The 26313-nt window shown below is 60.7% G+C and carries 27 protein-coding genes; 10 read left to right on the forward strand and 17 right to left on the reverse strand.

The features are described from left to right. Positions 1-2 precede the first annotated feature (2 nt). The 9 genes from K6M89_RS18950 to K6M89_RS18990 all read right to left on the reverse strand — a co-directional run bounded on the left by K6M89_RS18950 (position 3) and on the right by K6M89_RS18990 (position 7574). On the reverse strand, positions 3-575 hold the full coding sequence (locus K6M89_RS18950; RefSeq protein ID WP_097584188.1) for a L,D-transpeptidase: 573 nt from the start codon (positions 573-575) through the stop codon (positions 3-5). After that, positions 572-1714, reverse strand: a complete 1143-nt coding sequence (locus K6M89_RS18955) for a pilus assembly protein (protein ID WP_222140521.1) — start codon at positions 1712-1714, stop codon at positions 572-574. Before K6M89_RS18955 ends, K6M89_RS18950 begins: the two co-directional genes overlap by 4 nt. A gap of 27 nt (positions 1715-1741) precedes the next feature. Next, the gene (locus tag K6M89_RS18960; RefSeq protein ID WP_009993425.1) at positions 1742-2365 is read right to left on the reverse strand and encodes a TadE/TadG family type IV pilus assembly protein; all 624 of its coding nucleotides are present in this window, start codon (positions 2363-2365) and stop codon (positions 1742-1744) included. Beyond that, entirely contained in the window at positions 2359-2838 is a 480-nt protein-coding gene (locus K6M89_RS18965) for a TadE/TadG family type IV pilus assembly protein (RefSeq protein ID WP_097584182.1), read from the reverse strand. Before K6M89_RS18965 ends, K6M89_RS18960 begins: the two co-directional genes overlap by 7 nt. Continuing rightward, the gene (locus tag K6M89_RS18970) at positions 2835-4439 is read right to left on the reverse strand and encodes a TadE/TadG family type IV pilus assembly protein (RefSeq protein ID WP_222140522.1); all 1605 of its coding nucleotides are present in this window, start codon (positions 4437-4439) and stop codon (positions 2835-2837) included. The genes K6M89_RS18965 and K6M89_RS18970 overlap by 4 nt, the downstream gene beginning before the upstream one ends. 93 nt (positions 4440-4532) lie before the next feature. Next, the gene (locus K6M89_RS18975) at positions 4533-4838 is read right to left on the reverse strand and encodes a hypothetical protein (protein WP_097584178.1); all 306 of its coding nucleotides are present in this window, start codon (positions 4836-4838) and stop codon (positions 4533-4535) included. Then, on the reverse strand, positions 4822-6312 hold the full coding sequence (locus tag K6M89_RS18980; protein WP_097584177.1) for a type II and III secretion system protein family protein: 1491 nt from the start codon (positions 6310-6312) through the stop codon (positions 4822-4824). Before K6M89_RS18980 ends, K6M89_RS18975 begins: the two co-directional genes overlap by 17 nt. A gap of 49 nt (positions 6313-6361) precedes the next feature. Then, positions 6362-7279: a Flp pilus assembly protein CpaB gene (gene cpaB / locus K6M89_RS18985; protein ID WP_222140523.1), complete on the reverse strand. Its 918-nt coding sequence runs from the start codon at positions 7277-7279 to the stop codon at positions 6362-6364. A 100-nt stretch (positions 7280-7379) separates the two neighbouring features. Beyond that, on the reverse strand, positions 7380-7574 hold the full coding sequence (locus K6M89_RS18990) for a Flp family type IVb pilin (RefSeq protein WP_113543776.1): 195 nt from the start codon (positions 7572-7574) through the stop codon (positions 7380-7382). A gap of 261 nt (positions 7575-7835) precedes the next feature. Between K6M89_RS18990 and K6M89_RS18995 the strand changes: the two genes are divergently transcribed. Then, positions 7836-8363: an A24 family peptidase gene (locus K6M89_RS18995; protein WP_222140577.1), complete on the forward strand. Its 528-nt coding sequence runs from the start codon at positions 7836-7838 to the stop codon at positions 8361-8363. 129 nt (positions 8364-8492) lie between these two features. Here the strand turns inward: K6M89_RS18995 and K6M89_RS19000 are convergent, their stop codons facing one another. The 5 genes from K6M89_RS19000 to K6M89_RS19020 are packed head-to-tail and all read right to left on the reverse strand — an operon-like array spanning position 8493 to position 13855. Continuing rightward, positions 8493-9506 (reverse strand): ABC transporter ATP-binding protein, encoded by a 1014-nt coding sequence (locus tag K6M89_RS19000; protein WP_222140524.1) that lies wholly within the window; start codon positions 9504-9506, stop codon positions 8493-8495. Beyond that, positions 9503-10474: an ABC transporter ATP-binding protein gene (locus K6M89_RS19005; RefSeq protein WP_222140525.1), complete on the reverse strand. Its 972-nt coding sequence runs from the start codon at positions 10472-10474 to the stop codon at positions 9503-9505. Before K6M89_RS19005 ends, K6M89_RS19000 begins: the two co-directional genes overlap by 4 nt. Then, complete coding sequence (locus K6M89_RS19010; protein WP_097584168.1) at positions 10474-11391, reverse strand: ABC transporter permease; 918 nt, start codon at positions 11389-11391, stop codon at positions 10474-10476. Before K6M89_RS19010 ends, K6M89_RS19005 begins: the two co-directional genes overlap by 1 nt. Further along, positions 11388-12308, reverse strand: a complete 921-nt coding sequence (locus K6M89_RS19015) for an ABC transporter permease (RefSeq protein ID WP_097584166.1) — start codon at positions 12306-12308, stop codon at positions 11388-11390. Before K6M89_RS19015 ends, K6M89_RS19010 begins: the two co-directional genes overlap by 4 nt. Before the next feature lie 29 nt (positions 12309-12337). Continuing rightward, positions 12338-13855, reverse strand: a complete 1518-nt coding sequence (locus K6M89_RS19020) for an ABC transporter substrate-binding protein (protein ID WP_222140526.1) — start codon at positions 13853-13855, stop codon at positions 12338-12340. Between the two features lie 202 nt (positions 13856-14057). Between K6M89_RS19020 and K6M89_RS19025 the strand changes: the two genes are divergently transcribed. From K6M89_RS19025 to K6M89_RS19065, 9 genes are all read left to right on the forward strand, one after another. Beyond that, positions 14058-14843: an IclR family transcriptional regulator gene (locus tag K6M89_RS19025; protein ID WP_096764764.1), complete on the forward strand. Its 786-nt coding sequence runs from the start codon at positions 14058-14060 to the stop codon at positions 14841-14843. Between the two features lie 73 nt (positions 14844-14916). Further along, entirely contained in the window at positions 14917-15639 is a 723-nt protein-coding gene (locus K6M89_RS19030) for an RraA family protein (protein ID WP_097584164.1), read from the forward strand. 439 nt (positions 15640-16078) lie between these two features. Then, positions 16079-17401 carry a sn-glycerol-3-phosphate ABC transporter substrate-binding protein UgpB gene (gene ugpB, locus K6M89_RS19035; protein ID WP_222140527.1) on the forward strand — a complete coding sequence of 441 codons (1323 nt, stop codon included), beginning with the start codon at positions 16079-16081 and terminating at the stop codon, positions 17399-17401. Between the two features lie 62 nt (positions 17402-17463). Further along, the gene (gene ugpA / locus K6M89_RS19040) at positions 17464-18348 is read left to right on the forward strand and encodes a sn-glycerol-3-phosphate ABC transporter permease UgpA (protein WP_222140528.1); all 885 of its coding nucleotides are present in this window, start codon (positions 17464-17466) and stop codon (positions 18346-18348) included. A gap of 12 nt (positions 18349-18360) precedes the next feature. After that, positions 18361-19209 (forward strand): sn-glycerol-3-phosphate ABC transporter permease UgpE, encoded by an 849-nt coding sequence (gene ugpE / locus K6M89_RS19045; RefSeq protein ID WP_097584158.1) that lies wholly within the window; start codon positions 18361-18363, stop codon positions 19207-19209. A 1-nt stretch (position 19210) separates the two neighbouring features. Beyond that, entirely contained in the window at positions 19211-20257 is a 1047-nt protein-coding gene (locus K6M89_RS19050; RefSeq protein WP_222140529.1) for a sn-glycerol-3-phosphate import ATP-binding protein UgpC, read from the forward strand. Between the two features lie 60 nt (positions 20258-20317). Continuing rightward, positions 20318-21067, forward strand: a complete 750-nt coding sequence (locus K6M89_RS19055) for a glycerophosphoryl diester phosphodiesterase (RefSeq protein WP_222140578.1) — start codon at positions 20318-20320, stop codon at positions 21065-21067. Positions 21068-21076: 9 nt separating this feature from the next. Further along, positions 21077-21862: a DeoR/GlpR family DNA-binding transcription regulator gene (locus tag K6M89_RS19060; RefSeq protein WP_222140530.1), complete on the forward strand. Its 786-nt coding sequence runs from the start codon at positions 21077-21079 to the stop codon at positions 21860-21862. Then, the gene (locus tag K6M89_RS19065) at positions 21859-22653 is read left to right on the forward strand and encodes an HAD-IIB family hydrolase (RefSeq protein ID WP_222140531.1); all 795 of its coding nucleotides are present in this window, start codon (positions 21859-21861) and stop codon (positions 22651-22653) included. Before K6M89_RS19060 ends, K6M89_RS19065 begins: the two co-directional genes overlap by 4 nt. Positions 22654-22789: 136 nt before the next feature. Here the strand turns inward: K6M89_RS19065 and K6M89_RS19070 are convergent, their stop codons facing one another. Genes K6M89_RS19070 through K6M89_RS19080 form a run of 3 tightly spaced genes read right to left on the reverse strand, consistent with a single transcriptional unit; the run spans position 22790 to position 26312 of the window. Further along, the gene (locus K6M89_RS19070) at positions 22790-23701 is read right to left on the reverse strand and encodes an ABC transporter permease (protein ID WP_222140532.1); all 912 of its coding nucleotides are present in this window, start codon (positions 23699-23701) and stop codon (positions 22790-22792) included. Further along, a complete protein-coding gene (locus K6M89_RS19075) occupies positions 23698-24795 on the reverse strand; it encodes an ABC transporter permease (RefSeq protein WP_222140533.1) in 1098 nt (365 codons plus the stop codon). The genes K6M89_RS19070 and K6M89_RS19075 overlap by 4 nt, the downstream gene beginning before the upstream one ends. After that, positions 24792-26312: an ABC transporter ATP-binding protein gene (locus K6M89_RS19080; protein WP_222140534.1), complete on the reverse strand. Its 1521-nt coding sequence runs from the start codon at positions 26310-26312 to the stop codon at positions 24792-24794. Before K6M89_RS19080 ends, K6M89_RS19075 begins: the two co-directional genes overlap by 4 nt. Between the last annotated feature and the right edge of the window lies 1 nt (position 26313).

The following is a 26313-nucleotide window of genomic DNA, read 5'->3' on the forward strand; positions in this document are numbered from 1 at the left end:
AACTATTTTACTATGACCGTGGAACCGACTTTCACCCTCTCGTAGAGATCGATGACGTCGGCATTGCTCATGCGAAAACAGCCCGATGACGCGAAACCGCCGACCGTCGACTGCTCGTTCGTTCCATGAATGCGGTAGAGCGTGTCGGTCCTGTCCTTGTAGAGATAGATCCCGCGAGCGCCCAATGGATTAAGCGGCCCGGCAGGCACCAGGTCCGGAAGTCCGGCTGAGCGCGCCTTCATCTCGGCAGGCGGGCGCCAGTCAGGCCATTCAGCCTTGCGTCCAACCTTGACGGTACCGCTCCAGCGAAATCCATCTCGTCCGACGCCGATTTTGTAACGGATCGCGCGTCCTTGGGAGATGACGAGATCCAGCGTGCGGTTGCCGCTGACAATGACGATTGTCCCGGGCGCGTAGTTCCTTTCGATCGTCACCACGGCGCTTGTCGTCGGCCCGAGGCTTCGTGGCACAAGCCCGCCTGCGGCGGCATCCCCGGCAGCGGCCAGAATTGCCAAAACCATAAGGCCGACATCGGCGGCGCGGGACCTTATGCGCCCACTGTCGATCGCCTTCATCGCACCAGGGCTCCGAGTTTGCTGACCGCGCCGCAGAAGCGCGCCCGGGAATTCACTTGAAAGGGCAGCACGCCGCGGTTGGCCGCCTCGCTCAAGGTGTCCCAGTCATCCCCAATGACATGCGTTGGGATATCCTTGAAAATCTTCTCCGTTTGTTGTCGGCGCACGCCGAGGCCGAAGAGCTTGGCGCGGTATTTGTTGATCACGATGAATATCTGATCCGAACTACCTCGCAGCCGTACCAGATTGGCAAACAAATCCTTGGCTTGAGAGAGCGCGGGAACCGTCATCTCGGTGACGATGCAGATGCTGTTGACCGAAGTAAGCACATCGTATTTCCACGGCGTGTCATAATAGGGAATGTCGATGATCGTGTGGTCGCTCTCGAAGGCGGCTACGTCGAGCATACGCAGCACGAGTTCACCGCCCTTCGGCGCCAGAAGGACGGATGGCTGCTTGAACGACAGCAGTGAAAAGCCTCCCGAATGACGCTTTCTAACCAGATCGATGAATTCCAGATCGACCCGGGAAGGATTGGCGATGACCGGTTTTAAGTCGTAGTCGTTGACAAGGTTGAGGTAGTAGCCAAGCATCCCGGCGCAGAAATCCGCGTCGAACAGGTCCACCCGCGGCGTGGAATTCTTGGTCGGCTGGGCCAGCACATGCGCGAGCGATGCGGCGATCATGCTGGCGCCGGCACCACCGACGGCTGAGACCACGGCATGCACCCGGCTGTCGCTCGCCCCCGTGCCTGGCGCATGGGTGGAAATCATGTCGATCAGTGCGCGGCGCTCAAGCGGCTTCTTCAGCCAGTCATTGCCGTTCAGGCGGAAGAGCAGCCGCAGCATGTCGTCCGGCAGATTTTCGGAAACGACGACGAGCGGGATGTCCCGATAGCTGGTGCGAAATGCGAAGACCTCCGGATGGTGCAGCAATTCGCCCTTGTCGAGGTCGAGAACGATCAGGTCGAACTGCGTCGGATCGAACCTGCCCTTTTCTCCGAGCGCCTTCAGCGCCAGATGGCGGACATCGTAACGCGAAAGCGATCCGAACGTATCGAGCATGAAGCTCGCTGCCGCCGCGTCGTCCGAGAGGACCAGGATCTTGGTGGATGCGGCAATGTTCATGTGAGCTGTCATTTTCGCTTTCCTACGCGTAACAAAGGGTCAGCAGGTTGAGCAGGTCTTCAGGTCTTCCGTCGTGATCGTCACCGGGTGAGCCGGGATGGTGATGTCGTTCAGTCCCAACAGCCCGCCGAGGATCGGCAGATCGAAGGTGATGTCGCGCACCTCCAGCCGCATCGTCAGCACAGGCCCGTCCGGCCGTCCCCAATAGCCGAGCCCAGATCGCTGATAGGTGACCATCAGGTTCTGCGGCTGGATGCGCCAGTTGAGATCGCAAATGCCGGGGTACGGATCAGTTCCCGCTTGGCAAAGGCCGTCGCTTCCCCGAACAATCCGGTTCAACGCCGCCGTGCAGTTCGCAAGGGCCGGTCCGCAGGTCGAGGATATTGTTGCGTCGTTCGGCGCCGCTTTGCCGTTGTTGAGTGGATCGGCAGCTTCGATCGGGAAAACGGCATCGAAATTCGTTGTCAGCGGATCGGATACCGCCGCCAAACGGGCACCATATTGCAGTGCCTTGACCGTCTGGTTCCACTGCGACATGGCATAGCCGAACTCGATGAAGGCGGCAAATACCAGCATGACGATCGGAAAGGTCAGCAGAGCTTCGACGAGGCTGGCACCACTGCTATCCTGCCAGAATGACTTGATTGCCCTAGAGATCACCATCCGATGTATCTCTCTTCATGGAAGGAACTGATGGTGATGGCATCGATTCCCAGAAAGCCGAACACCGGCGAGCTCTTGTAGAGATGAGCAGTCGAAAGGGTGATGTTGCCGTCCGCATCCGGTGCAGTGATGGTGATGTCGGCAGCGTCCTTCCAGTCCGGGACGCGGGGTTTAGCGTCTGCCGCGGGTGTTTGCGTTCCGTAAAAGGCGATCGTCTTCGCCGTCGCCTGATTACATGTCGGCACATAGGTTCCCGACACCGGTCGGCATCGGGAAAGGTAACGCCCCGCATCGCGCAAGCCTGCGTCGATCTGCATGCGCTGCCAGAAGATGCTGCCAAACTCCAGTATCCCCGCTGCAAAGAGCGTCACAAAGGGGATGGCGAGCAGCGCTTCGGCAAGCACTGCGCCTTCCTCCCGCCGCCAGAAGCCGAGGCAAAGTCGATGCCGGATAAAATTGCGGAGCGCCATCATCTGACCAGCTCCGCTTCTTCCCGCAGGAATTCGTCCAGCGTACCGCGACCACCCTTGCCGGTGATGTCGATCATTTCCAGGGAAAGGTATCGTTCGCCGGCACCCCCTATCGCCGGCTTGGTCAGGAACATGCGCGCGAAGGCCACGGCGCGCGTGGCCTTGTGACCGTTCAGATGGCCGACCGAGGCTTCATAGCCGCAGTTGACAATGGCTGAGAAGATCTCGCGGCGATCGCCAAATTCGGCCGCCGTATAGTTCGAAAGATCCGGGCCGCTATAGCACTGGCCGCCCGTTGCCGGTGTTCCGGTCTCACCATTGGCCGAGGCATGGCTGATGAAAGACGGGGTTGCAAGCTCGTAACGATAAACATCGTAAGCGGAGGGTTGGCTCGGTGCTCCGGTCGCCTGCGGGGGATAACTGGAGTAGTTGCTGAGAACCGTGCTCACCGAGGGCACTGCCGTTCCCTGCGCGACATTCCAATAGGTGTTGTATTGCCAATTGTTGCCGCTGCTGATCTTGCCGCCGCCAAGCGAGGTCATACCCGCTCCGTACCCCAGCGGCAGAGCCTTGGTCGCATCGCCGACAACATCTCCGACCTTGACTGGATCGTAAGTGTCGCAACCTTTCTTTCCCTTGCCGCCGATTGACTGAGCGGAGCGCACATTTTGGGCAGGCCGGTAACGATAATCGCCGTTCGCCTTGTTGAATGATGAGGAGTAAAAGCCGAAGCGCGTATTCACGCCGTCCTCGACAGGTCCCGCCTTTGCGCCGGTCTCCGTATCGAGGCTGTCCTGTGTGTAGCAGGTACCGGGATTGCCGGTGGCAAGAGCCTCCGCCAGCACGGATGCACCATTGCCCAAGGGGGTCCGCAGGAACCCGAAATTGCCGGGACCGGGATTGGACGCCGCGGTGCTGTGGAGCTCGATCTGTCGCCCGTAGAGATTGCCGGCCGCAAAATTGGTGTGCAATGCCGTCGCTGCATCTTCGCTGGCGCTTTCGCTCGTGTTCCCGACCGGCTCGAACGGATTGCAGATGAAGATCGGCGTCACGTCGCAGGCGCTGGCATGGTAGACCGCCACGGCGTCGGCAGCGACGTTGATCGTATTGCGGGTGAAACCAACCGGGATCGGAAAGATCGTCTGCATCGCCTGCGGCTTGGCGATGACCCAGGCATAGGAAGCTTCGCTGGCCACGGTCGTTTCCATCGAAGACGGGATGGGCGTGTCGTCGTTGGCCGGGATGTCCTTCAGAAAAAGCACTGTGACCGTGCTCCCGGCGTCGTTTCCGGCGTCATAGGTCACTGATATATGCGAGCCAAGCGACATACCGGTTCCGCCCGCGGAGAAAGCCGCGCTATTGGAGATTTTCTCGATCGCCGTCTGCGCCCGGGTAATGGCATCATCACGCCCATCAAGTTCACGGGCTCCGGCCAGCGCCATCGCATCGACGGCGTTCTGAAGATCGGTATGCAGGTTGCTGCTGCGGCCGACATCGATGATCAGCAGCGAAAAGCCGAGAAGCATTGGCATGGCGATGAGCGTCAAGGCGATGACATAGCCACGATGATCGTTCCAGAACCGTCTGACAATCCTGCTCAGCATTGGCACACCCCCATCACGGCGCTATTGCCGTGACGACCCCGTTTCGTGCATTTTCCCCTTCGGCGCGCTGCCGCCGGTCACGCCTTTCGCCGGCTACTGGCTGACGGCCGCCCCGTTGGACGCCCCATTAGCCCCCGTGGCCGGCGACGGCTGAACAACTCCAAGCCCGCCGTTCTGATACTGAGTGACCACCCTGCGGATCAGCTTGCCGTCGCTTGCGATCCTGGTTCGCTGGGCTTCCGGCGGGAACGGGTCCTCGATATGGATGGCCTTGTTTGCTTCCACGGCATTGCCGACCCCGAAGGTGATCGAGTCGCGATTGTTCATGTAGTCGGCGCAGCCGGAAGCGAGGCCGGCGGCTGCAAGGACGAGAAGGACCCGCTTAGCGTTTTGTAACAACGACTTTGCCTCCCTGGTTCAGGTCGAGACGATGACCATAAGGCCCAGTCACACCTACGCCATTGCGAAAGCGTCGGAGCATGTCCTTATCGACTTCCATGACACCGAGCGCGAAAAGCTCGACGTCGTTGGACGAACGCGTCTGATCGAGCGGACTGTAGAGATCCTCACCTGGGCGGGCCGGTCGCACAATGTGCGGGGTGACGACGATAACGAGGTCGGATTCCCTCTTCTGGAAACTCGTCGAACGGAACAGTGCGCCGAGGACCGGTATCTGCCCGAGGCCCGGCATTTGCTGGATGTCCTTGGCATTGATCGACTGCAGCAGACCGGCCATGGCAAAGCTCTGGCCGTCGCGAAGCGCGACTGTGGTGCTGGCAGCGCGCGAAATGAAACCCGGATTGCCGTTGACATTGATCGACGGATCAAGCTCGGAGACTTCAGGCTCGATCTCCAGATTGATGACGCCGTCGTCGAGCACGACCGGCTTGAAAGTCAGCCGCACACCGAAGGGGCGATAGTCCGTCTCGGTGGCCACCGTCGAGCCGTTATTCGTCGTCTTCAGGATCGGCACTTCACCACCGGCATGGAAGCTAGCGGTCGAGCCGCTCATGGCGATCAGGTTCGGCTGAGCCAGGCGGCGCACCAATCCCTTCTGCTCGAGCGCGTTGATGACCACGTCGATGTGGCCGCCCGAGATTTCCAGCACTTTGGCGATCAACTGGCCGAAGGGCAGCATACCTGTTGCCGCACCCTTGGGGTCAAGAAGAGTACGGGATAGGCCACCGTTGTCGTTCACGGTGATACCCTGGCTGGTCGTTGCCTTGCCGATGCGGTTGTTGTTGCCGTACCCGGACCACCCGATCCCGAGGTCACGACCCGTCTGGCGCGAGGCTTCGATGATACGAACCTCCAGCATCACCTGCTGGCTGTCACTGACGCGCAATTGGTTCAGCACCGGCTGGTCAGAATAGGACTGGGCGATTTCCAGCACCCGCTGCAATTCGATCCCGTCCCGAACCACGCCTACCAGGCGAATGCGATCGTTGGAGTTTGCCACCCTGACCCGGGCCGAAGGCGCGGCAGAGCGAATGGCGGAGGCGACTTCACTGAAATCGCTGGCGACGCGGATGTCGATGACGCCGAGAAGCGACTTGTCGTCGCCATAGACCGAGATATTGGTGGCGCCGGTCTTCTTTCCGCGGATGAACAGCGACCGGTCTGAAAGCGGCACCACGTCGATCATATCAGCGCTGCCGATGACGAGATCGCCGAAGGGCTGGCCGGTATTGAGTGTCAACGTCTCGTTCGGAGGCAATGTCACATGCTGGACCGATTTGCCGAGCGTGACGGACTTTTCCTGTGCGCTGGCGGAGCCGGCAAATCCAGGCCCTAAACACACACAGGCCGAAAACACTGCCGCTAGTGCCGCAAGGCTTTTCGTCCTTGCGATTCTTCTCTTGCCGTTCGCCATGCCTGCTTTAGCCCCCTCGTTCGGCTACCGCACTTGCGCCGCCTAAATCTCACTGGATCAGGCCGACTCGGTGCTCCTCGCGCTTCGTCGTGTTCCAGACGCCCACTGTCGCCCACTTCGGCTCGACCGGCAACACCGGCTCGACCTTTTGTTCCACAATCTGCACTTGTTTTTCCGGTTCTGGCAACTTAATCTTTTCCAAATCCTTGCCAAGCTCCGTCGCCATCGCCCCGCCACCGAGGTCGGCGACGGTGATCGGCCGGGTTTGCTCGACAGAGGAGGAGGCGATATTGCGAAGCGCCAGCGAGAGCGTGCCGATGCTGGAGCCGAGGGTGAGGCGCTGGGCCTCATCGGTCGTGACCTCGAAGGTCACGGTTTTGACGACGGATGGCTCGTCCTTGCGCTCGTCTGCCGTCTGGTCCACCGCCAGCACCTTGACGCCTTGCAAAAGCACATCGACGAAGGTCTGATCGTTGCCTGCCGGTCCGCGCACGACCCGCGTCAGAAGCACGTCGACGCGATCGGAGGGCCTGACGAAGCCTGCCACGCCGAGCACATCGTTGACGCGGATGGAGACCGCCTTCATGCCCTGGTCGAGCGCCGCCGACAGCGTGGCGCGTTCGCCCGTACCGGTGATTTTCGAGGACAGCACCGGCTCGCCAGGGTCGATCGCGGCCATGGCATACCGCGGCTGGGCATCGTTGCCGACGACCGTCTCGATGCTGACGAAGGAGCCTGCGGGTGTTTCATTGGAGGGCCAAGGAATGGCCCTGAGATTTTCGGATCGGATCCGGTCGCCGAAGCGCATTGGCTTGGCGGCGACGACGAGTGTCCGTTCCTCGGCCTTCATCCCGTTCATCGCCAGCAGCCGGGCCTTCTGATCGGACAGATACTCGCGCATGCCGAAGACTGCTGCTGCCGCGAGCACAAACGCAATGACGAGGCTTAAAATCGTTGAAGAACGCATCACGGTTACTCACTACACTGAACGGAATACATCCATTCATTGATGCTAATTTAGAAGGGAGGGGTTAACAAAAACCCCTCGCTTCTTCGAACGCCAAATATCAGGCCGGGACGGCCAGCTCGGCGGTGAACCATCCTGCCCATGCCGTCCAAACGGCAGCCAGATTGGTGCCGGCCAACGTCACCGCCGTGATCACGCCGCCAACCAGCAAGGCAAGCAGAATGAGGTATTCCGTGAGTGCGACCCCATCTTCTTCCCGCGCGAAAGCGCGTACGCTGTTTACAAATGCTTTCATCGAGAATTACCTCCCAGGTAAGTTGTGCGCCGTAAATCCCCCCGGCCGCCTTGTCGTTGAGACCGTCTCTTCGACTGGGAATATTAATAGTCTGTTAATTCTAATTTAGTCAATTGTTTTATACCCGCGCGAATTGAGATTTATACTTATGGTTAAGACGAAAGCCCAATGATCGGACGTAAAAATCGGCTGATTTTGCCGAAGTTGAGTGAAAACCGAAGTTACGTGGTAGCTAATCATAGCCCAAAAAGGTTGATTCCTATGTCGCAAATGGCCGTTTTTATTAACTCACTATCAGTATTACTTTTTCTCTATGCCGCCTGGACCGATTTCCGTACCTGGAAGATCCCCAACACGATCGTGCTTGCGCTCGTGACACTTTATGCACTGCGCGCGGTGGCCGTGATGCTTGCCTCTGAGGATGTCGGCGCTGCGCTGTTTGCTTCGAGCGGAATTGGAGGCGACGTCGGGGCCGGTCTGCTGATGTTCATGCTTGGGGTGGTGCTCTGGGCGTTCCGGCTGTTTGGCGCAGGAGACGCCAAGCTTTTCCTGCCGATCGGCCTTTTTGTCGGATGGCACGGAATGCTGCCGTTTTCGTTTTTGCTCCTCGTCCTCGGTATCGTGACGCTGCTGGTCCTGCGGCTGCCGGTGCCGCTGCGCGTCGCTCATCTCGCCTTTTTCATGCGCATCGAGGAAATTCGGGCGAGCCGGAAGATACCTTACGGCGTCATCATGGTTTTCGCCGTGCTCCTTACCCTGGCTCTGCCGATTATCCGACAGCAGCAGTAACCTGGCAGCGACAAGCTTCCTCGCAAGAGAAGCCTGGAGCATGATGCCGAAAAGTGTGAGCGGTTTTCGGGCAACATCATGCTCTAACTCCTTAATTGAGAACAGGATTTTAGGCCGACCGGGCCAAAATCATCCTGTTCCAGCCGCTTCGGCGAGGTCAGATGGCATTCGCGGAAAAACCGGATCGGCGTGATGGCAGGCGGTCAGCAGTCCGGGGGCTGCCGTCCTGTTCGTCAAGGCCGGCTCCTGTTCCGCGCAGATCGAAGTCGCCTTCCAGCAGCGCGTTCGAAACCGGCATCCGCTCGGCGGATCGACGGGGCTTGGCAGGTCGCCTTTCAGAACGATGCGGCTGCGTTGTCGGCGAAGCCGCGGATCGGGTGTGGGGACCGCCGACATCAGGGCCTGGGTGTAGGGATGGGCAGGCGCGCTGAAGATCGAGTGTTTCGGTCCTGTTTCAATGATTTTGCCGAGATACATGACCATCACCCGGTCCGAGACATGCCGCACGACGGCAAGATCATGGGCGACGAACAGCATCGCCAGATTGCGCTCACGCCTCAGCCTGGCAAGCAGATTGACGACCTGCGCCTGGACCGAGACGTCGAGGGCCGAGACCGGCTCGTCGCAAACGAGGAGCGTCGGATCAAGGGTCAGGGCGCGCGCAATGCCGAGCCGCTGACGCTGGCCTCCGGAAAATTCGGAGGGATAGCGTTCCGCATGTTCGGCGCGCAATCCGACGGATTCGAGCAGCCTGACCGTCGCCTCTCGCCACCGGGACTTCGGCAGGACGCCGGGATGCAGCGCCCACGGTTCGGCGATCAATCGGTCGACCCGCAGGCGCGGATTGAGCGACTGGTAAGGGTCCTGGAAGACGACCTGCATCTTTCGGCGCAGATCATGCAGCTGGCGGCCGCTCGCCTGAGTGATCTCGACGCCGTCGAGCAGGACGCTGCCGCTCGTTGCCGGCCCGAGCTTCAGGAGTGTGCGTACCAGCGAGGTCTTGCCGCATCCGCTTTCGCCAACGAGGCCGAGCGTTTCTCCATGGGCGATGTCGAAGCTGACGTCATCGACGGCGCGTACCGCCGTTGCGCCACTGCCGAAATGCCGGGAGAGATTTTGCACTTTGAGAAGAGGCTCGGTCATGCTGGCACTACCGGGAAGTGGCAGGCGGCCTGGCGGCCTGGCCCCACGGTTTCAAGACGAGGCGCCAGCTCGGCGCAAACACCCTCGGCGCGCGGACAGCGTGTTCTGAAGGCACAGCCGGACGGCAGGGCGACAGGATTGGGGGCCGAGCCGGGGATCGGGATCAGTTCGTCCTCGTCGGTGTCGATACGCGGCTGCGAGGCAAGCAGCCCGACGCTGTAAGGATGCCGGGCATCCTCGAAGAGTTCGAAAACATTTGCGGTTTCGACGATGCGGCCGGCATACATGACCGCGACACGGTCTGCGAGCTCGGCCACCACGCCGAGATCATGGGTGATGAAGATCATGCCAGCATTGCTGCGTTCGCGGATCGTGCGGAGCAGCTCGACGACCTGCGCCTGGATCGTGACGTCGAGCGCCGTCGTCGGCTCGTCGGCAATGATGATATCAGGTTCGAGCGCCACGGCCATGGCGATCATGATGCGCTGGCGCATGCCGCCCGAAAACTCGTGCGGATATTGCCTGGCGCGCCGTTCGGGGTCGGGAATGCCGATCGCCGTCAGCAGGTCGATCATTGCATTTTCCACACCGTCTTCCGGCTTGCGCCCATGGATGCGGAACATCTCGGCGATCTGCCAGCCGACCGGATAGACCGGATTGAGCGACGCCAGCGCGTCCTGAAAGATCAGCGCGATGCGGTCGCCGCAGAGATCACGCCGCGCGTTCCGCGGAAGTTGCAGCAACTCGGTGCCCTCGAAGCGGATGGAGCCGCGCTCGATCGCGCCAGGCGGATTGGGAATGAGGTCCATAATGGCCGAGGCGGTCACCGACTTTCCCGAGCCGCTTTCTCCCAGGAGCGCCAGAACCTCACCGCGCTCAAGCGAGAAGGAGACGCCGTTGAGGGCGAGGATGCGGCCGGCAGCGGTGTCGAAGCTGACCTGAAGGTCCTTGACGTCGAGAAGGGCCATCAGCGCCTCCGGCTCATGAGCCGCCAGTGCTGCGACGGATCATTGACGATCCGGAACCAGTTGGCGAGAAGGTTGAAGGACATGGTGGTGAACATGACGGCGAGGCCGGGAAAGAAGCTGAGCCACCAGGCGGAGGACAGGTAGCCCTGGCCTTGCGCGACCATCAGCCCCCAGCTTACCGAAGGCGGCTGGATGCCTAGTCCGAGATAGCTGAGCCCGGATTCGAACAGCATGACCATGGCAAGATTGACGGAGGCGAGTGTCAGCATTGTCGGCGCGACGCTCGGGAGAATGTGCGTGCGCAGAATCCAGGCTGGTCCACCGCCGAAGACGCGCGCAGCATCGACGAAAAGCCTCTCCCGGACCTCCAGCGTTTCGGCCCTTGCAACGCGGATATAGGCCGGCATGCGGGTCACGGCGAGCACGATCACGAGGTTGCTGACGCTCGGGCCGAATAGATAGAGGCCGAACAAGGCCACCAGCAGCGTCGGGAAGCCGAGGATAATATCGCAGATCCGCATGATGAGGCTGCCGACGAAGCCGCCGAAATAGCCGGCGACGACGCCGAGCAGCGTCCCGCCGGCGAGGCTCGTCAATACCGTGACGAGAGCGATCCCGATCGTCGTCGATGCCGCCTCGATGAGGCGGACGAGGAGCGGGCGTCCGAGCGCATCGGCGCCCAGCCACAAGGTCCAGGATTGCCCGAAGCCGAACGGCGGCAGGTTGCGTGCCTTGAGCGAGATGCGGTTCTCGCCGAGGAGCGAAAGGCTGTCGGCGGCAATGGCAAGAACGACAATCAGCAGCCAGATGGTTGCCGCCACCGCCATCGGGTCACCCGAAAGCGCCCGCATGAGCCACAGGATGCGCCGGCCGCGGCGCTCTCGGGCGGGGAGGAACTCGGCGGATGTGTCGGTCATTCGACCCTCACGCGCGGATCGATCGAGGCATAGAGCATGTCGATCAGGATATTGATGAAGAAGATGACGACGGCGACGGCAAAGATCGATGCCTGGACGATCGCGAAATCGCGTTTCAGGATGCCGTCGATCAGAAGTTTGCCGATGCCAGGAAAGCCGAAGACCACTTCGACGACACCGCCGCCGCCGGCGAACTGCGCGGCGAGATCGCCGGTCACCGTGACCGCCGGAAGGAGCGCGTTGCGAAGCGCGTGCACGAAGGTGACGCGTCCGTCGCGGGCACCCTTGGCGCGGGCCGTTCGGACGAATGTTGCGTTCAGCGCTTCGATCATCGAGCCGCGGATGATCTGCACCAGCGTTCCGAAAGGTCGGGCAAACAGGCAGGCGACCGGCAACACCCAGTAGACGGGGCCGCCGAAACCCGACGTCGGCAGAATTCGGAAGGTGACCGCAAACAGAAGCACGCCCATCAGGCCGAGCCAGAAATCGGGTACGCTGGCGGCAGCCTGCGACAGGAGATTGACGCCCCGGTCGACCCAGCCCCCGGCATTCACCGCCGCAATCGAGCCGACCAGGATCGCGGCGGCAAAGGCGAGCGCCAAGGCGATGGCGCCGAGCGCCAACGTATTCGGCAGCGCTTCCAGCACGACCTCCATGGCTGGGCGATGGTGCCAGAGGGACATCCCGAAATCGAGGCTGAGCATATCCCAGGCCCAATCGAAGAACTGGGCGAGCAACGAACGATCGAGCCCAAGGCGGACGCGCATGGCTTCGCGCGCCGCATCCGAGGCGTCGACAGGCAGATAGAGATTCACGGGATCACCCGTCAGCCGCACGAGGAAGAAAGCGGACGTCATCAGCGCCGCAAGCGCCAGCGCCGCGAATGCTGCGCGTCTCAGGAAATAGGTGAGGGACATCCGCTCTCCTCAGGCAACAGAGGTTACGATCAGCGATAGCTGATCGACTTCAGCTTGATCTCGTTGCCGGCCTGCACATCGGGGGTGTAGTTCACGTCCTTTGCGACGCGGGCAATCGAGACCATGTGGAAGAGCGGCGCGATATTGACCGCATCGACGGCGATGTATCGGAATGCTTCCTGGAACAGCTTCTTGCGCTCGTCGCCGGTTGCCTTCGAACCATCGGCGATCAGCTTGTCGAGCTTGGGGTCTGCGATTGTCGCCTGATTGCCGTCGGTGGTGAAGCGGTTGGGCAGAGTGAACACGGCGTCTCCCTCGGCATTGTCGATCTGCGTCTGCAGGATGGACGGCTGACGATCCTTGTCCCACGGCTTCAGAAGCCGCTTCAGCCACGGGCTGGTCTCGAGCATTTCAAGCCGCGCATTGAAACCGGCATCCGCCAGCATCGCCTGAACGGCCTCCAGGCTTTCGGAGGAGTTGGGATAGATGCCGATGCGACCGTAGATGACGATCTCCTTATCGACCGGCACGCCATCGGCCTTGGCTGCAGCAAGCAGCGACTTCGCCTTTTCCGGATCATAGGTCCAGACGGGAATGTCGGGATTGAAGCCGAACACCGAAGGCGGAACGACCTGCATCGCCTTCTGGGCGTCCCCATGGAAAATGGTTCCGACGAGGCCGTCCCGGTCGATGGCGAGATTGAGCGCTTCGCGCACGCGTTTGTCGTTCAGTGGTGGGATCTGGGCATCGATCCTCAACAGCGAAGTTTCAGCGTTCGGAAAGGCCTGGTCCTGTTCGGTCGTGCCATCCTGCGGCGCGATTTCATAGGCGATCTGCGCTTCGCCGGTCTCCACCATTGCCGCACGAACGGCGGATTCGGCACGCCAGATGATCGTCGCGTTTTTGACCGCCGGCTTATCGCCCCAATAGCCGTCATAGGCTGTGAGCGTGACGGACTGGCCTGGCGTCCATGCTTCCAGCTTGTAAGGCCCCGTTCCGGCCGGGCTGCGCGTCTTGCCGTCGTTCGGGGTCGCCGGTGAACCAATGTCGACGGCAGACATCTTGTTCGGCAGGATTGGTTCGACGACGTCAGTTTTGATGAGGACGGTCGTCGGATCGGCAGCCTGTGCGTTGAGCTTGACGCCCTTCAAGGTGGCCAGTCCGACTTCGCACGCCAGTGCCGGGTCTTGAGCCCGCTTGACGGCGGCGAGGACTGCGTTGGAATCGAACGGCTTGCCGTCATGGAACGTCACGCCCTCGCGCAGCTTGAACTCCCAGGTCAGCTCATCGACCTGTCGCCAGCCGGTGGCCAGGCTTGGAACGACCGATCCGTCCTGCGGGCTGAGGTTGACCAGCGCCTCAGTGATATTGTTGTGCAGGATGCGGGAGTTTCCCGAAAGGTCGGTGTCGCAGGGATCCAGCGACTTCGGTTCGTCCGTCACCACAACCGTCAGCTTGTCCTCGGCAGCGTAGGCGGGCATTGCAACGCTCGCCGCCAAGGAGATTGCCAGCCCGATGCAAATTGCGTGGATAGTCCTTATCGCCATGAAAGCCTCCTCCCGTTCCCAGCCGTGCGCCGGCATCCAGTTCGCGGCAACCGTACCGGCTGCGCAGGACCTGTTCGGCGCGCTATCGGCTTTACTTCCTCCCGCAAGCGCGTAGTGTCAAATACGACACTTGCGATGGACAAGATGGTTGCCAACGTCGGGCAAGTCAAGAAGATTAATTCTCTAATGGAATAGGAATTTCATGAATGAACCGAAGCATGGTTCTCCCGTAGTGGAAAAGACGGCGCATCTGCTTGAGGCGGTGGCCGATGCGAAAACGGGTATTTCCCTTGGGGCTCTGGTCGATCAGCTGCATGTGCCCCGCTCGACGGTCTATCGCATTCTGAATTCGCTCACTGCGCACGGCCTGGTCGCGCGGGTCAATGGCGGAGCCTCCTACGAACTGGGGCCGAAATTCGTCGAGCTTGCCCGGCGGATATCGCCCGGCGCCGATCGGGTGACGCTCATCGAGGCGGCAAGGCCAATTCTTGCGGCGGCGGCGGAGCGGATAATGGAATCCTTCAAGCTGGCCGTGCCCGAGGGGCATGAGATGATGACGATATTTGCCGCTTCGAGTCCCGGCGATTATGCTTTGTTTATCAAGGTCGGCGCGCGCTCGCGCAAGCACGTCGGAGCGGCGGGCAAGCTTGCTCTGGCCTATTCGGACTATAGTGAAGCCGAAGCCTACTGCGCCAGCGGGCTGGAGGCCAAGACGCCCTACACGATCACTGATCCGGAGGCGCTGAAAGAGGCGCTCGTGGAAATTCGCCGCAACGGATACGCTGAGGACAATCAGGAATCCAACCTCGGCTTGCGGGCCTTCGCCGCGCCGGTATTCGATGATCAAGGCCGTCTGATCGCCACCGTCAGCGTGCCTTTCATTGGGGAGGCAACACCGGATCGGGCTCGGTCGATCCGGCGCGAGGTCCTGGAGGCGGCTGCTACGCTGACGAAAACCATCAATGGGCTCCATCCATTGTCCAAATAAGAAACTACAAATCCACTATTGAACAAATATTTTGATATGGTAGATCTTTCACCGAACAAGGGGGAGGGATCTCATGACCGCTTTGGACCCATCGGTTTACGCCAAACTTTTGCAGACGAATTCGGCGAGCCTCAGCAGTTTGCTGCTGAAGCGGGGGCTGAGGAACACCGCTGTTCGCGGGGTGCGGCCGCTCGCGGCCGCCGAAAAACCGATGATCGGTCCGGCCGTCACCGTCCGTTATATTCCGGCCCGCGAGGATATCGACGGTTCGACCTATAGTTCCGATCCGTCCAACCAGCAGCGCAAGGCGATCGACACGATAGCGGAGGGCCACGTCCTTGTGTTCGACTGCCGCTCGATCGCCGAGATCGCAGGCATTGGCGCGGTACTGGCTCGTCGCCTTGTCTATCGCGGCTGCGCCGGTCTCGTGCTCGACGGAGGCGTTCGCGACACCGCCGATATCGCTCAGCTCGGGCTTCCCACCTATTGCCTGGGTCCTGCGGCGCCCGCCAATCTGGTTGCCCATCACGCATCGGATATGAACCAGCCGATTGCCTGCGGCGGCGTTGCGGTCTACCCGGACGACATCGTTTTTGGAGACAGCGAAGCCGTCATCATCATTCCTCGGGAATATGTAGGTGAAATCGCCGATGAGGCCGTCGCGATGGAGGAGCAGGAGGAGTTTCTGAAGCTGGAGATCGAATCCGGCAAGCCAACACTCGGCGTCTATCCGCCCAACAAAGAAACGCTCGAGCGGTTCGAGGCGTGGCGCAAGGCCCGTGTTCAAGCCGTCTGAGGCGCGGCTTATGTTTTCTAAAGGTCGTTGGCATCAGCCGCGCACATCCGATCCGCCGCGAAGCGGTCATGGATGCGGCGATGAAGGCTTGGGAGCCGTGCCGCATATTTGACTCGTATATTTGATCGTCCGTCTTGTCTTGACGCGGGCCAGCGCTCGTTGCTGCGGGAAATTTCTGCGTCCCCGACAGAAATGATATATTTGCGCCGACTGACACAAGACGTTCATTTGAACATTGTATCTGTGCATTCGAGCGGCTGGCGGCGAATGCTGGCCGTGTCGATCAAGCTATGACTCTGAGAAGCCGTTCCGCGCTCATTGTGCGAGCACCTCGATATGTTCATTTGAACATTCCGTTATTGCAATGTGAAACTCCGCTGCTACCATTGCCGCGCGTCTGGAGCGGGAGGCTGCGGACCGAGAGAAAGTGGGAGTGACCATGAATAAGATCGCTTTTTTCCTGACCGCAGGACTGACCAGCCTGTCGTTGTCTGCGCCAGCAATGGCCGCCACGAAGATCCAGTGGTGGCATGCAATGGGCGGCGAGAACGGCGCGAAGCTGGAGCAAATCGCCAAGGGGTTCAACGCGTCTCAGGCCGATTATGAAATCGTTCCGGTTTTCAAGGGCAATTACGATGAGACGCTGACGGGCGCCATCGCTGCCTTCCGGGCCAACCAGCAGCCCGCCATCGTCCAGGTGTATGAAGTCGGCACCGGCACCATGATGGCGGCCCAGGGCGCCATTTATCCCGTGTACCAGTTGATGAAGGATGAAGGCGAACCTTGGGATCAAAACAAGTTCATTGCGCCTGTTGTGGGCTACTACTCGGACACCAGCGGCAATGTTTTGTCTCTGCCTTTCAACTCCTCCACGCCGATCCTGTATTACAACAAGGATGTGTTCAAGAAAGCTGGGCTTGATCCGGAGACGCCGCCGAAAACCTGGGCTGACGTGGAAGCCTTCTCGCGCACGATCATGAAGTCGGGCGCTGCCAAATGCGGGTTTACAAGCGGCTGGATCTCGTGGGTGCAAACCGAAAATCTCAACGCCCTGCACGACAAGCCTTACTCCACCAAGGCAAACGGCTTCGGCGGCCTGGACGCGGAATTTACCTTCAACAACGATCTGACGATCCGCCACTGGGGGAACCTGAAGAAGTGGCAGGATGAAGGCCTCTTCAAATTCGGCGGACCTGTGGGCGGCGATAATGCCCCTCCGATGTTCTATTCGCAGGAATGCGCGATGTATATGAACTCGTCGGCCGGCCGTGCCGGCGTCATCAACAATGCCAAAAATTTCAAGGTCGGTTTCGCCCCGCTTCCCTATTATGACGACGTCATCGCGCAGCCGCTCAATTCGATCATCGGCGGCGCCACGCTTTGGACGCTGAAGGGTCGTCCGGAGGAAGAATATAAGGGTGTGGCAAAGTTCTACACCTATCTGCAGAAGCCGGAAGTTCAGGCCGACTGGCATCAGTTCTCAGGCTATCTGCCGATCACCGAGGCTGCCTACAAGCTGAGCCAGGAGCAGGGATTTTATGAAAAGAATCCTGGCGCAGATGTCGGCATCAAGCAGTTGACGCGGGTCACGCCGACCGAAAATTCCAAGGGTATCCGCTTCGGCAATTACGTCCAGGTTCGCGGCATCATCGATGATGAATTCGCAGCACTGATGGGCGGCAAGAAGACCGCGAAGGAAGCGCTTGATTCCGTTGTCGCGCGCGGCAACGAGCAGCTTCGCGATTTCCAATCCGCCAACTAAGGGCTCCGGGCAGGGGGGCGGCTAAGCCGGCCCCCTGCCTCTCCGTCAGTCAGTGAGGGCCCATGCAAACCAAACGGACCGTCTTTCCCAATAAGGTCTTGCCTTATCTGCTTATTGCTCCCCAGATTCTGATAACCGTGGTCTTCTTCCTGTGGCCCGCCGCAACCGCCTTCTGGCAGTCGTTCCTTCGCCAGGATGCCTTCGGTTTCAAAACGAGCTTCGTCTGGTTCCAAAATTATCGCCGGCTCTTTGCCGATCCGCTCTATATGGACGCCTTCGGCCACACCCTGGTCTTTGCCGTTCTGGTGACGGTCTTGTCGACGGCGATTGCCCTTATTCTGGCAGCCGCCGCCATGCGAGTGCTGCGCACGTCCCGCCTTTATTCGACCCTGCTGATCTGGCCTTACGCCGTCGCGCCCGCGATCGCGGGCATACTCTGGTGGTTCATGTTCAATCCCTCGATCGGCATCGTCGCCTATATGCTGCGCAGCATGGGGGTCAGCTGGAACCATCTGATCAACCCGAACGATGCGATGATCCTGATCGTCATCGCCGCCACCTGGAAACAGATTTCCTATAACTTTCTGTTCTTCCTGGCCGCGCTGCAATCTGTGCCGCGCTCGCTTCAGGAAGCAGGCGCCATCGACGGCGCCGGGCCGGTAAAGCGTTTCTGGACGATCGTCTTTCCTTTGATCTCGCCGACCACTTTCTATCTGGTCGTCATCAACATCGTTTACGCGATGTTCGATACTTTCGGCATCGTTCATGCGACGACGCAGGGCGGACCGGCGCGCGCCACGGAAATTCTGGTCTACAAGGTCTATTTCGACGGCTTCATCGGTCTCAACCTGGGCTCCTCGGCGGCGCAGTCGGTCATACTGATGGTGATCGTGATTGCACTGACCGCGATCCAGTTCCGCTTCGTCGAACGCCGCGTGCAATATTGAGGAGCGTCAAAGGTGGTTGAAAATCGTCCCTTCCTGAATGTCCTGGCGCACATCGTCCTGATCCTCGGCGTCACCATCGTGGTCTTCCCGGTCTATATCGCCTTCATCGCATCGAGCCACGGTCCGAACGACTTCCTGTCCGGCGTCGTACCGCTGGTGCCAGGACCGCACCTCATCGAGAACTATTCGACCATGCTGTCGTCAGGAATGACAAGTTCCGGTGCGCCGCCGATCGGGCCGATGATGATCAACTCGTTGATCATGGCGGTCGGTGTCGCGGTCGGAAAGATTGCCATTTCCATTCTCTCCGCCTTCGCCATCGTCTATTTCCGGTTTCCCTTTCGCACGCTCGCCTTCTGGATGATCTTCATCACGCTGATGTTGCCGGTCGAGGTGCGTATCGTGCCGACCTACAAGGTCGTCGCCGATCTGGGGATGTTGAACAATTATGGCGGGCTCATCATTCCGCTGATCGCATCGGCAACGGCGACCTTCCTGTTCCGCCAGTTTTTCCTCACCGTTCCCGAGGAACTGATGGAGGCGGCTCGCGTCGATGGCGCAGGACCACTGAAATTCTTCCGCGATATCCTGCTGCCGCTGTCGGTGACCAATATCGCGGCGCTGTTCATCATCCTGTTCGTGCTCGGCTGGAACCAGTATCTGTGGCCGCTGATCGTCACCACCGACCAGAGCCTCTACACCGTCGTGATGGGCATCCAGCGGATGGCGGCAGTCGCGGATGCCGAGCCGAGATGGAATCTCGTCATGGCGGCGGTCATCCTGGCCGCTTTGCCGCCCGTCCTCGTCATCGTCGCCATGCAACGCCTTTTCGTCAAAGGCCTGGTCGAAACGGAGAAATGAAATGGCCACGATCAATATTGTCGACGTCAAGAAAAACTATGGTTCCGTTCCCGCCGTCAACGGCATCAATCTGGCGGTTGCAGACGGCGAATTCATCGTGCTCGTCGGCCCTTCCGGCTGCGGCAAATCAACCTTGCTTCGCATGATTGCCGGATTGGAATCGATCAGCGACGGGCAAGTCGAGATTGCCGGCCGCAACGTAAACAAGGCAGAGCCGGCAGAGCGCGACATCGCCATGGTCTTCCAGAACTATGCGCTTTATCCGCACATGACGGTTCGCGGAAACCTGGAATACGGCTTGAAAAACCGTGGCACGGCGCGTGCGGAAATCGATCGCCGCGTCAAGGAAGCGGCCGACATTCTCGAAATCGGACCGCTGCTCGACCGCAAGCCACGCGAATTGTCGGGAGGGCAACGCCAGCGTGTCGCGATGGGACGTGCCATCGTCCGCGAACCGGCTGCGTTTCTTTTCGATGAGCCCCTGTCCAATCTCGATGCCAAGCTGCGGGTGCAGATGCGTGTCGAAATACGCCGGCTGCAGCGCCGGTTAAAGACCACCAGCATCTACGTCACCCATGACCAGCTCGAAGCCATGACGCTTGCCGACAGGCTCGTCGTCATGAATGGCGGGCTGGTCGAACAAGTCGGAACGCCGGTGGAGGTCTACGACCGCCCGGCGAGCTTGTTCGTTGCCGGCTTCATCGGCTCCCCGCCGATGAACCTGGTGCCGATCGACGTATTCAAGACGGTCGAGGCCGAGCGAAGCCTCACATTGCCCGAAGGGACCGATATAGTCGGGCTTCGGCCGGATGCGCTGCTCGTCGAACAGCCCGCCGAGCCCTCCATCCGCCTCAGTGCGATCGTCGAATTGCTCGAGCCGATCGGCGGGGAAAGCCACCTGCATGTCAGATTGGGCGAGGGCCAGCAGACGATCGTCCTGACCGTTCAGGGCCGGCCGGACTTTCCCGAGGCCGCGCAGATCGATGTCTTTGCCCGCATCGATCAGATGCACCCCTTCAACAGCAGGACGGGAAGGCGGACGGATTGAGACGCGCAGGCGTCCTCCGTCTTGCTCCGAGCCCCAAGAAGTCACGAAAGAGACGAGACAATGACAAAATCAGAACAGCGATCCGGGCCTGGCCCCAGCGAGGTGCAGGCGCATCGAGGCGCATCGGCAATCGCGCCTGAAAACACGATCGCCGCTTTTCGGGCGGCGGCCGAGCAGGGGGCTGAATGGGTCGAGCTGGATGTCGCGCTTCTTGGTGACGGAACGGCCGTCGTCATCCACGACGTTTCGGTCGATCGTTGCTCTTCGTCGACGGGCAATCTCGGCGACCTCAGCGCGGCCGATCTCGATAAGATCGACGCGGGTGCATGGTTTGATCCCCGCTTCAAGGGTGAACCCCTGCCAACCCTTGCCGCGGCCGTATCCGCGTTGGGAGAACTGGGGCTCAATGCCAATGTCGAGATCAAGCAGCACCCGCATCACAAATCGCTCGATCAGCTGGTGAAAACGGTTGATGAGCATCTTCAGGCACGCGCGCCGCAGACCAAGATCATGATCTCGAGCTTCGACGCGGCAGCACTCAAGCGTATGCACGAAATCAACCCAGGCTACGAGCTCGCCATGCTGTGGAGCAAAGTGCCGGATGACTGGAGAGATTTGCTCCAATCGATTCCGGCGACGACGGTCCATCTTGGTTACAAATCCATCAGCATCGGGTTCCTCGAAGAGGCGGTACGCCACGGCATCAAGGTTCGGGCCTGGACCTCCAACGATCCTAGGGAACTCGCATCTTTTTGGCATGCCGGCTTGACCGGTGTGATAACAGACGATCCGAGTGTTTATCTCTCGTAAGGAAGAGCGATGGGGAGCCGGGTCATATCGAGCCGACAACGCGAAATACTGGCGCTGATCGAAACCGAGGGCGTCCAGTATATCGACGAGCTGGCCCGTCGATACGATCTGACGACCCAGACGATCCGGCGGGATATCAATGCCCTTTGCGATCTCGGTCATGCCCGCCGCTTTCACGGTGGCGTCGATGTGCCGGTCGAGGGCAGCAACATCTCGCTCAACGCCCGCGCCCAGCTCAATCGGCGCGCCAAGCGACAGATCGCCAGACGGGTCGCCGCTGATATCGGCCCGGATGCGACGATGTTTCTTGGGATCGGCAGCACGGTCCAGTTCGTTGCCGAGGCTTTGCGCGACCATCAGGGGCTGAGGGTCGTCACCAACAATATCCACGTCGCCTTAACGCTTTGCGAATCTCCCAGTGTCGAAGTCCATCTCACCGGCGGGCTGCTGCGTCATGACGACCGTGACGTCGTGGGCACGGATGTGATCAAGTTCATCGAGAAATTCTATGCGACCTATGCGGTTGTCGGCGCCGGCGCACTGAACCCGCTGACCGGCCTGATGGACTTCAGCTATGCCGAAGCGCAGATCACCAATGCACTGCTGGAGAATGCGCAGACGCGCCTTTTGGCGGCCGATGTCAGCAAGTGGACGCGCCATGCGAGCGTGCGCGTTGCGCCCTTCAACAAGATTACCCGCTTTTACACCGACCGGCTGCCGGCTGATGCGTCCGTCGCCGGCGTGCTCGCCGAGAGCAGCATGGAGGTGGTGACCTGCGGCGAGGAGACGATATGACGTTCATAAATCTCGCGCCATCCGCGGCCGACTTGCAGCACGTGCGTTATCTCTTCACCGATATCGATGATACGCTGACGACCGAGGGGAAACTTCTGCCGCAGACCTATCATGCCCTTTGGGACCTCAGCCGCGCCGGCATTGCCGTCGTTCCGGTCACGGGCGGTTCAGCCGGGTGGTGCGAACACATCGTCCGTGCCTGGCCTGTCGCCGCGGTCATCGGCGAAAGCGGTGCCTATGCCGTTATGCGCCGCAGCGGCGAGGTTGTCTTCGATTACTGGGAGGACGGCGCGTTGCAAGGCGAGCGTCAACGCCGGCATCTCCAGGCGATCGAAAATCTGATTTCGAAAAAAGGCGGCGCGTTCAGGATTGCCCATGATCAGGTGTTCCGCCTGGCTGACGTGGCGATCGACATTCAGGCGCACGATGCGCGCGCTGTCGAGGAGCTGGCCTGCGATATCAGGGCAATGGGCGGGACCGTCGCCATCAGTTCGATCCACATCAACAGCTGGATCGGCGATTATGACAAACGCGCCATGAGCGAGCGCCTGCTGACCGGCATGTTCGGGGTCGATCCTGCCGAATTGCCTTCCGCCACCGCATTCGTTGGCGATTCTCGAAACGATGCGCCGATGTTCGGGTTCATTCCAAATTCTTTCGGCGTCAGCAATATCGTTCCTGTTCTTCCGCATCTGCAGCATGTGCCGAAATGGATCTCCGCCCGGCCTGCCGGACTTGGCTTCGCCGACATTGCCAGGACGATCCTGGATGCCATGGGCACCAGTCAATGAGGCGCTAGCAGCCTGCAACCAAAGCTGGCGCAAGCTGAGTCAGCCATGCGCCGGATGCTCGAAAGCCGAACCGCCATTGTAATGGCGGACGAAGATTCGAATCCCGGTTATTACATTGCGCGCCGCAGCATCATCGCTATCGCTCGAACGGCTCGCCGAGCGAGGCGATGCCGTTGAGCTTGAGCAGGCGGCGATCCGCCGAAATGATGCCGAGCACGATGATCGTCACCAGATAGGGCAGGCATGCGAGCAACTGCGAGGGGACGTCGAGCCCGGTCGCCTGGGCGGCGAGCCCCATCAGCGATACGGCTCCGAACAGGCATGCCCCGAGAAAGATGCGGCCGGTCAGCCAGGTTCCGAAGACGACGAGCGCGATCGCAATCCAGCCGCGGCCGGCAATCATCCCATCTGCCCAGAGCGGCGTGTAGATCGTCGCCGCATAGGCGCCCGCGAAGCCTGCCATCATGCCGCCGAATGCGACCGCGGCGAAGCGGATGGCGATGACCGGATAGCCGATGGCATGCGCCGCTTTCGGGTTTTCGCCTACGGCGCGGATGATCAGACCGGCCTTGCTATAGGCAAACATCGCCCAGATCGCGATGGTTGCGGCCAGCGAAAGCCAGACGACGATATCCTGGACAAACAGGCCGCCGATGACGGGAAGATCGGAAAGGCCGGGAATGGCGATCTTCGGCAGAGCCCTGACAGTCAGGCTCTCATAGGTCTTGCCGAACAGCGCCGACAGGCCTTGCCCGAGAATCCCGATGGCAAGCCCTGTCGCGACCTGGTTTGCGTTGAAGCCGAGCACGATGACCGCAAAGATCAGCGACAGGAGGGCGGCGCCGAGGCCGCCGGCGAGGAAAGCCAGAAAATGGCCGCCGCCGTGGTAGACGATGATGAAGGCGATGACGGCGCCGAATGCCATCAGCCCCTCGACGCCAAGATTGAGAACCCCGGCGCGTTCGGCGACCAGTTCCCCGAGCGCTGCCAGGAGAAAGGGCGTCGCAGCCGCCAGCATTCCGGCGAGGATGAACTCGATGGCGTTCATGTGGCGCTCCTGGTTGCCGCCGGTCGCCAGGCAAGGCGGTAGCGCGTGAAGGCGATGGCGACCAGATAGGCGAGAAGCAGGCTGCCCTGGAAAACCCGGACGGCGGCAACCGGGAGATTGGCCGAGACCATGGCGTTGTCGCCGCCGATGTAGAGCGCCGCCATGACAATGGCTGAGATGATGATGCCAATCGGATGAAGGCCGCCGAGATAGGCGACGATGATTGCCGCATAGCCGTAGCCGGTGGAAATGGAGCGCTGCAATTGACCGAGGGGGCCGGCGACCTCGGCCGCACCGGCAAGACCGGCTGCCGCTCCGCCGATCAGCAGGGAAAGCCAGATTGCCTGGCTTTGCCTGAATCCGGCATAGCTCGCCGCCCGCGGCGCCAATCCGCCGACCTGCAATTTGTAGCCGATGAAGCTCTTCTGCATGAAGACCCAGGCGGCAATCGACAGGAGGAGGGCGAGAATGAGCGAGACATTGACGCGCGTTCCCTCGAGCAGGATCGGCACCATCGCATCATACTGGAACATGACGGATTGCGGAAAATTGAAGCCGTTCGGATCTTTCCACGGGCCGAGCAGCAGATAATTGAGGAGTTGCACGGCAACGAAGCTCAGCATCAGCGAAACGAGGATCTCATTGGCATTGAGCCTGACGCGCCAGAAGGCGGTAAGTGACGCCCAGAATGCACCGCCTATCGTGCCGAGCAGCAGCATTGCCGGCCAGATCCATTGTCCTGTTGCGTCAGGCCACCAGATGGGAATGGCGGAGGCGAATATCGCACCGAGCACAAATTGTCCTTCGGCCCCGATATTGAACACCTTGGCGCGAAAGCCGATCGCAAGCCCCTGCGCGATGAGGAGCAATGGCCCGGTCTTCAGGAGCACCTCGGAGAACGACGCCCAGGAGAAGAAGGGCTCGATCAGCATCGCATAGACGACCGCAGCCGGATCGCGGCCCATGACGACGTAAAGTCCGAGATTGAGAATGACGGTGACGATGAGAGCTATGGGCGGTGCGAGAAGGTTGGCGACCAGCGATGCCCGCTCCCGACGGACCAGCGTGGGCAGGGAGAGGAAGGTTCGGCTCATGCGGGGGCTTTCTCGCGATGCGGCTGGGCTCCGATCATATAACGGCCGATCGCTTCGGGCTCGGTGTCGCGCGTGACCAGCGGCGGGCTCAGTGTGCCGTGGTGCAGGACCTGGATGAAGTCGCAGAGTTCGAACAATTCCTCGAGCTCCTCGGAAATGATGAGGATCGCCACGCCTTCGTTGCGAAGGCTGATGAGCCGCTTGCGGATTGCCGCGGCTGCACCGATATCGACGCCCCAGGTCGGCTGGGCCAGGAAAAGAAGCTTCGGCGCCAGCATGATTTCTCGTCCGACGATGAATTTCTGCAGGTTGCCGCCGGAAAGCGACCCGGCCTCCGCATCGGGGCCGGGCGTGCGCACGTCATAGTCGCGGATGCATTCATTGGTGAAGCTCTTCGCCCGTACTTTGTCGAGCAGGCCATGCCTCACAAGGTCGAGCGGATGGGCGGTCAGCAGGCTGTTGAGGGCAAGCGACATTTCGGGAACCGCACCGCGGCCGAGCCGGTCCTCCGGGACGAAGGCGAAGCCGAGCCGCCGGCGGGAGGCGGAGTCGAGCGTGCCGACATCTCGGCCCATCATGAAGATCTGGTCGCGCTGATCGCGCGGCAGGACGGTCTCGCCCGAAATCAGCGCTGCGAGCTCGCTTTGGCCATTTCCCGAAATCCCGGCAATGCCGAGGATCTCGCCGGCGCGCACCGTCAGGCTGACGTTGGAGAGCGGCACGGCGAAAGGATCCGACCGGTAGTCGAGGCCGATAAGCTCCAGGCGCTTTTCGCCCTCGGCCAAAGGCAGGGGAGGCATGGGTTCGGGCATGTCGCGGCCGATCATCATGCGCGCAAGCTCGTGGGCGTCATGCTGGCGCGGATCGACATGACCGGTCACACGGCCGCCGCGCAGGATCGTCGCGCGATCGCAGAGCGATTGGATCTCTTCGAGCTTGTGGGAGATGAAAAGGATGGATACGCCGCCGTCGCGCAGCCGGCGCAATGTTTCGAAGAGTTTTTCCACCGCCTGCGGCGGCAGCACCGACGTCGGCTCGTCGAGGATCAGCAGTTTCGGATCGGTCATCAGGCAGCGAATGATTTCCACGCGCTGCCTTTCGCCGACGGAAAGCGAATGCACATGGGCGAAAGGATCGACCTCGAGACTGAACTCACGCCCGAGCTTACGAACCCGCTCGGCAAGCTCGCTCTTCTTGCCGGACACGATCAGGCGGATATTCTCGACGACCGTCAGGCTCTCGAACAGCGAGAAATGCTGGAAGACCATGCCGATGCCGGCGTGCCTTGCCTCTGCGGGAGAGGCAAGGCTGAGGGGCTGTTCATTCCATGCGACCGTGCCGCTGTCCGGCTGCTCGACGCCATAGATCAGCTTCATCAGCGTCGATTTGCCAGCCCCATTTTCTCCGAGGATGGCATGGATCGAGCCAGCCGCGACGTCGAGGTCGATCTGCCGATTGGCATGGACCTGACCGTAGCTCTTGGAAATGCCGCGCAGCGACAGAAGCGGGTTTACCATG

The sequence above is a fragment of the Rhizobium croatiense genome, from assembly GCF_019793465.1.
Taxonomy (GTDB): Bacteria; Pseudomonadota; Alphaproteobacteria; order Rhizobiales; family Rhizobiaceae; genus Rhizobium; species Rhizobium croatiense.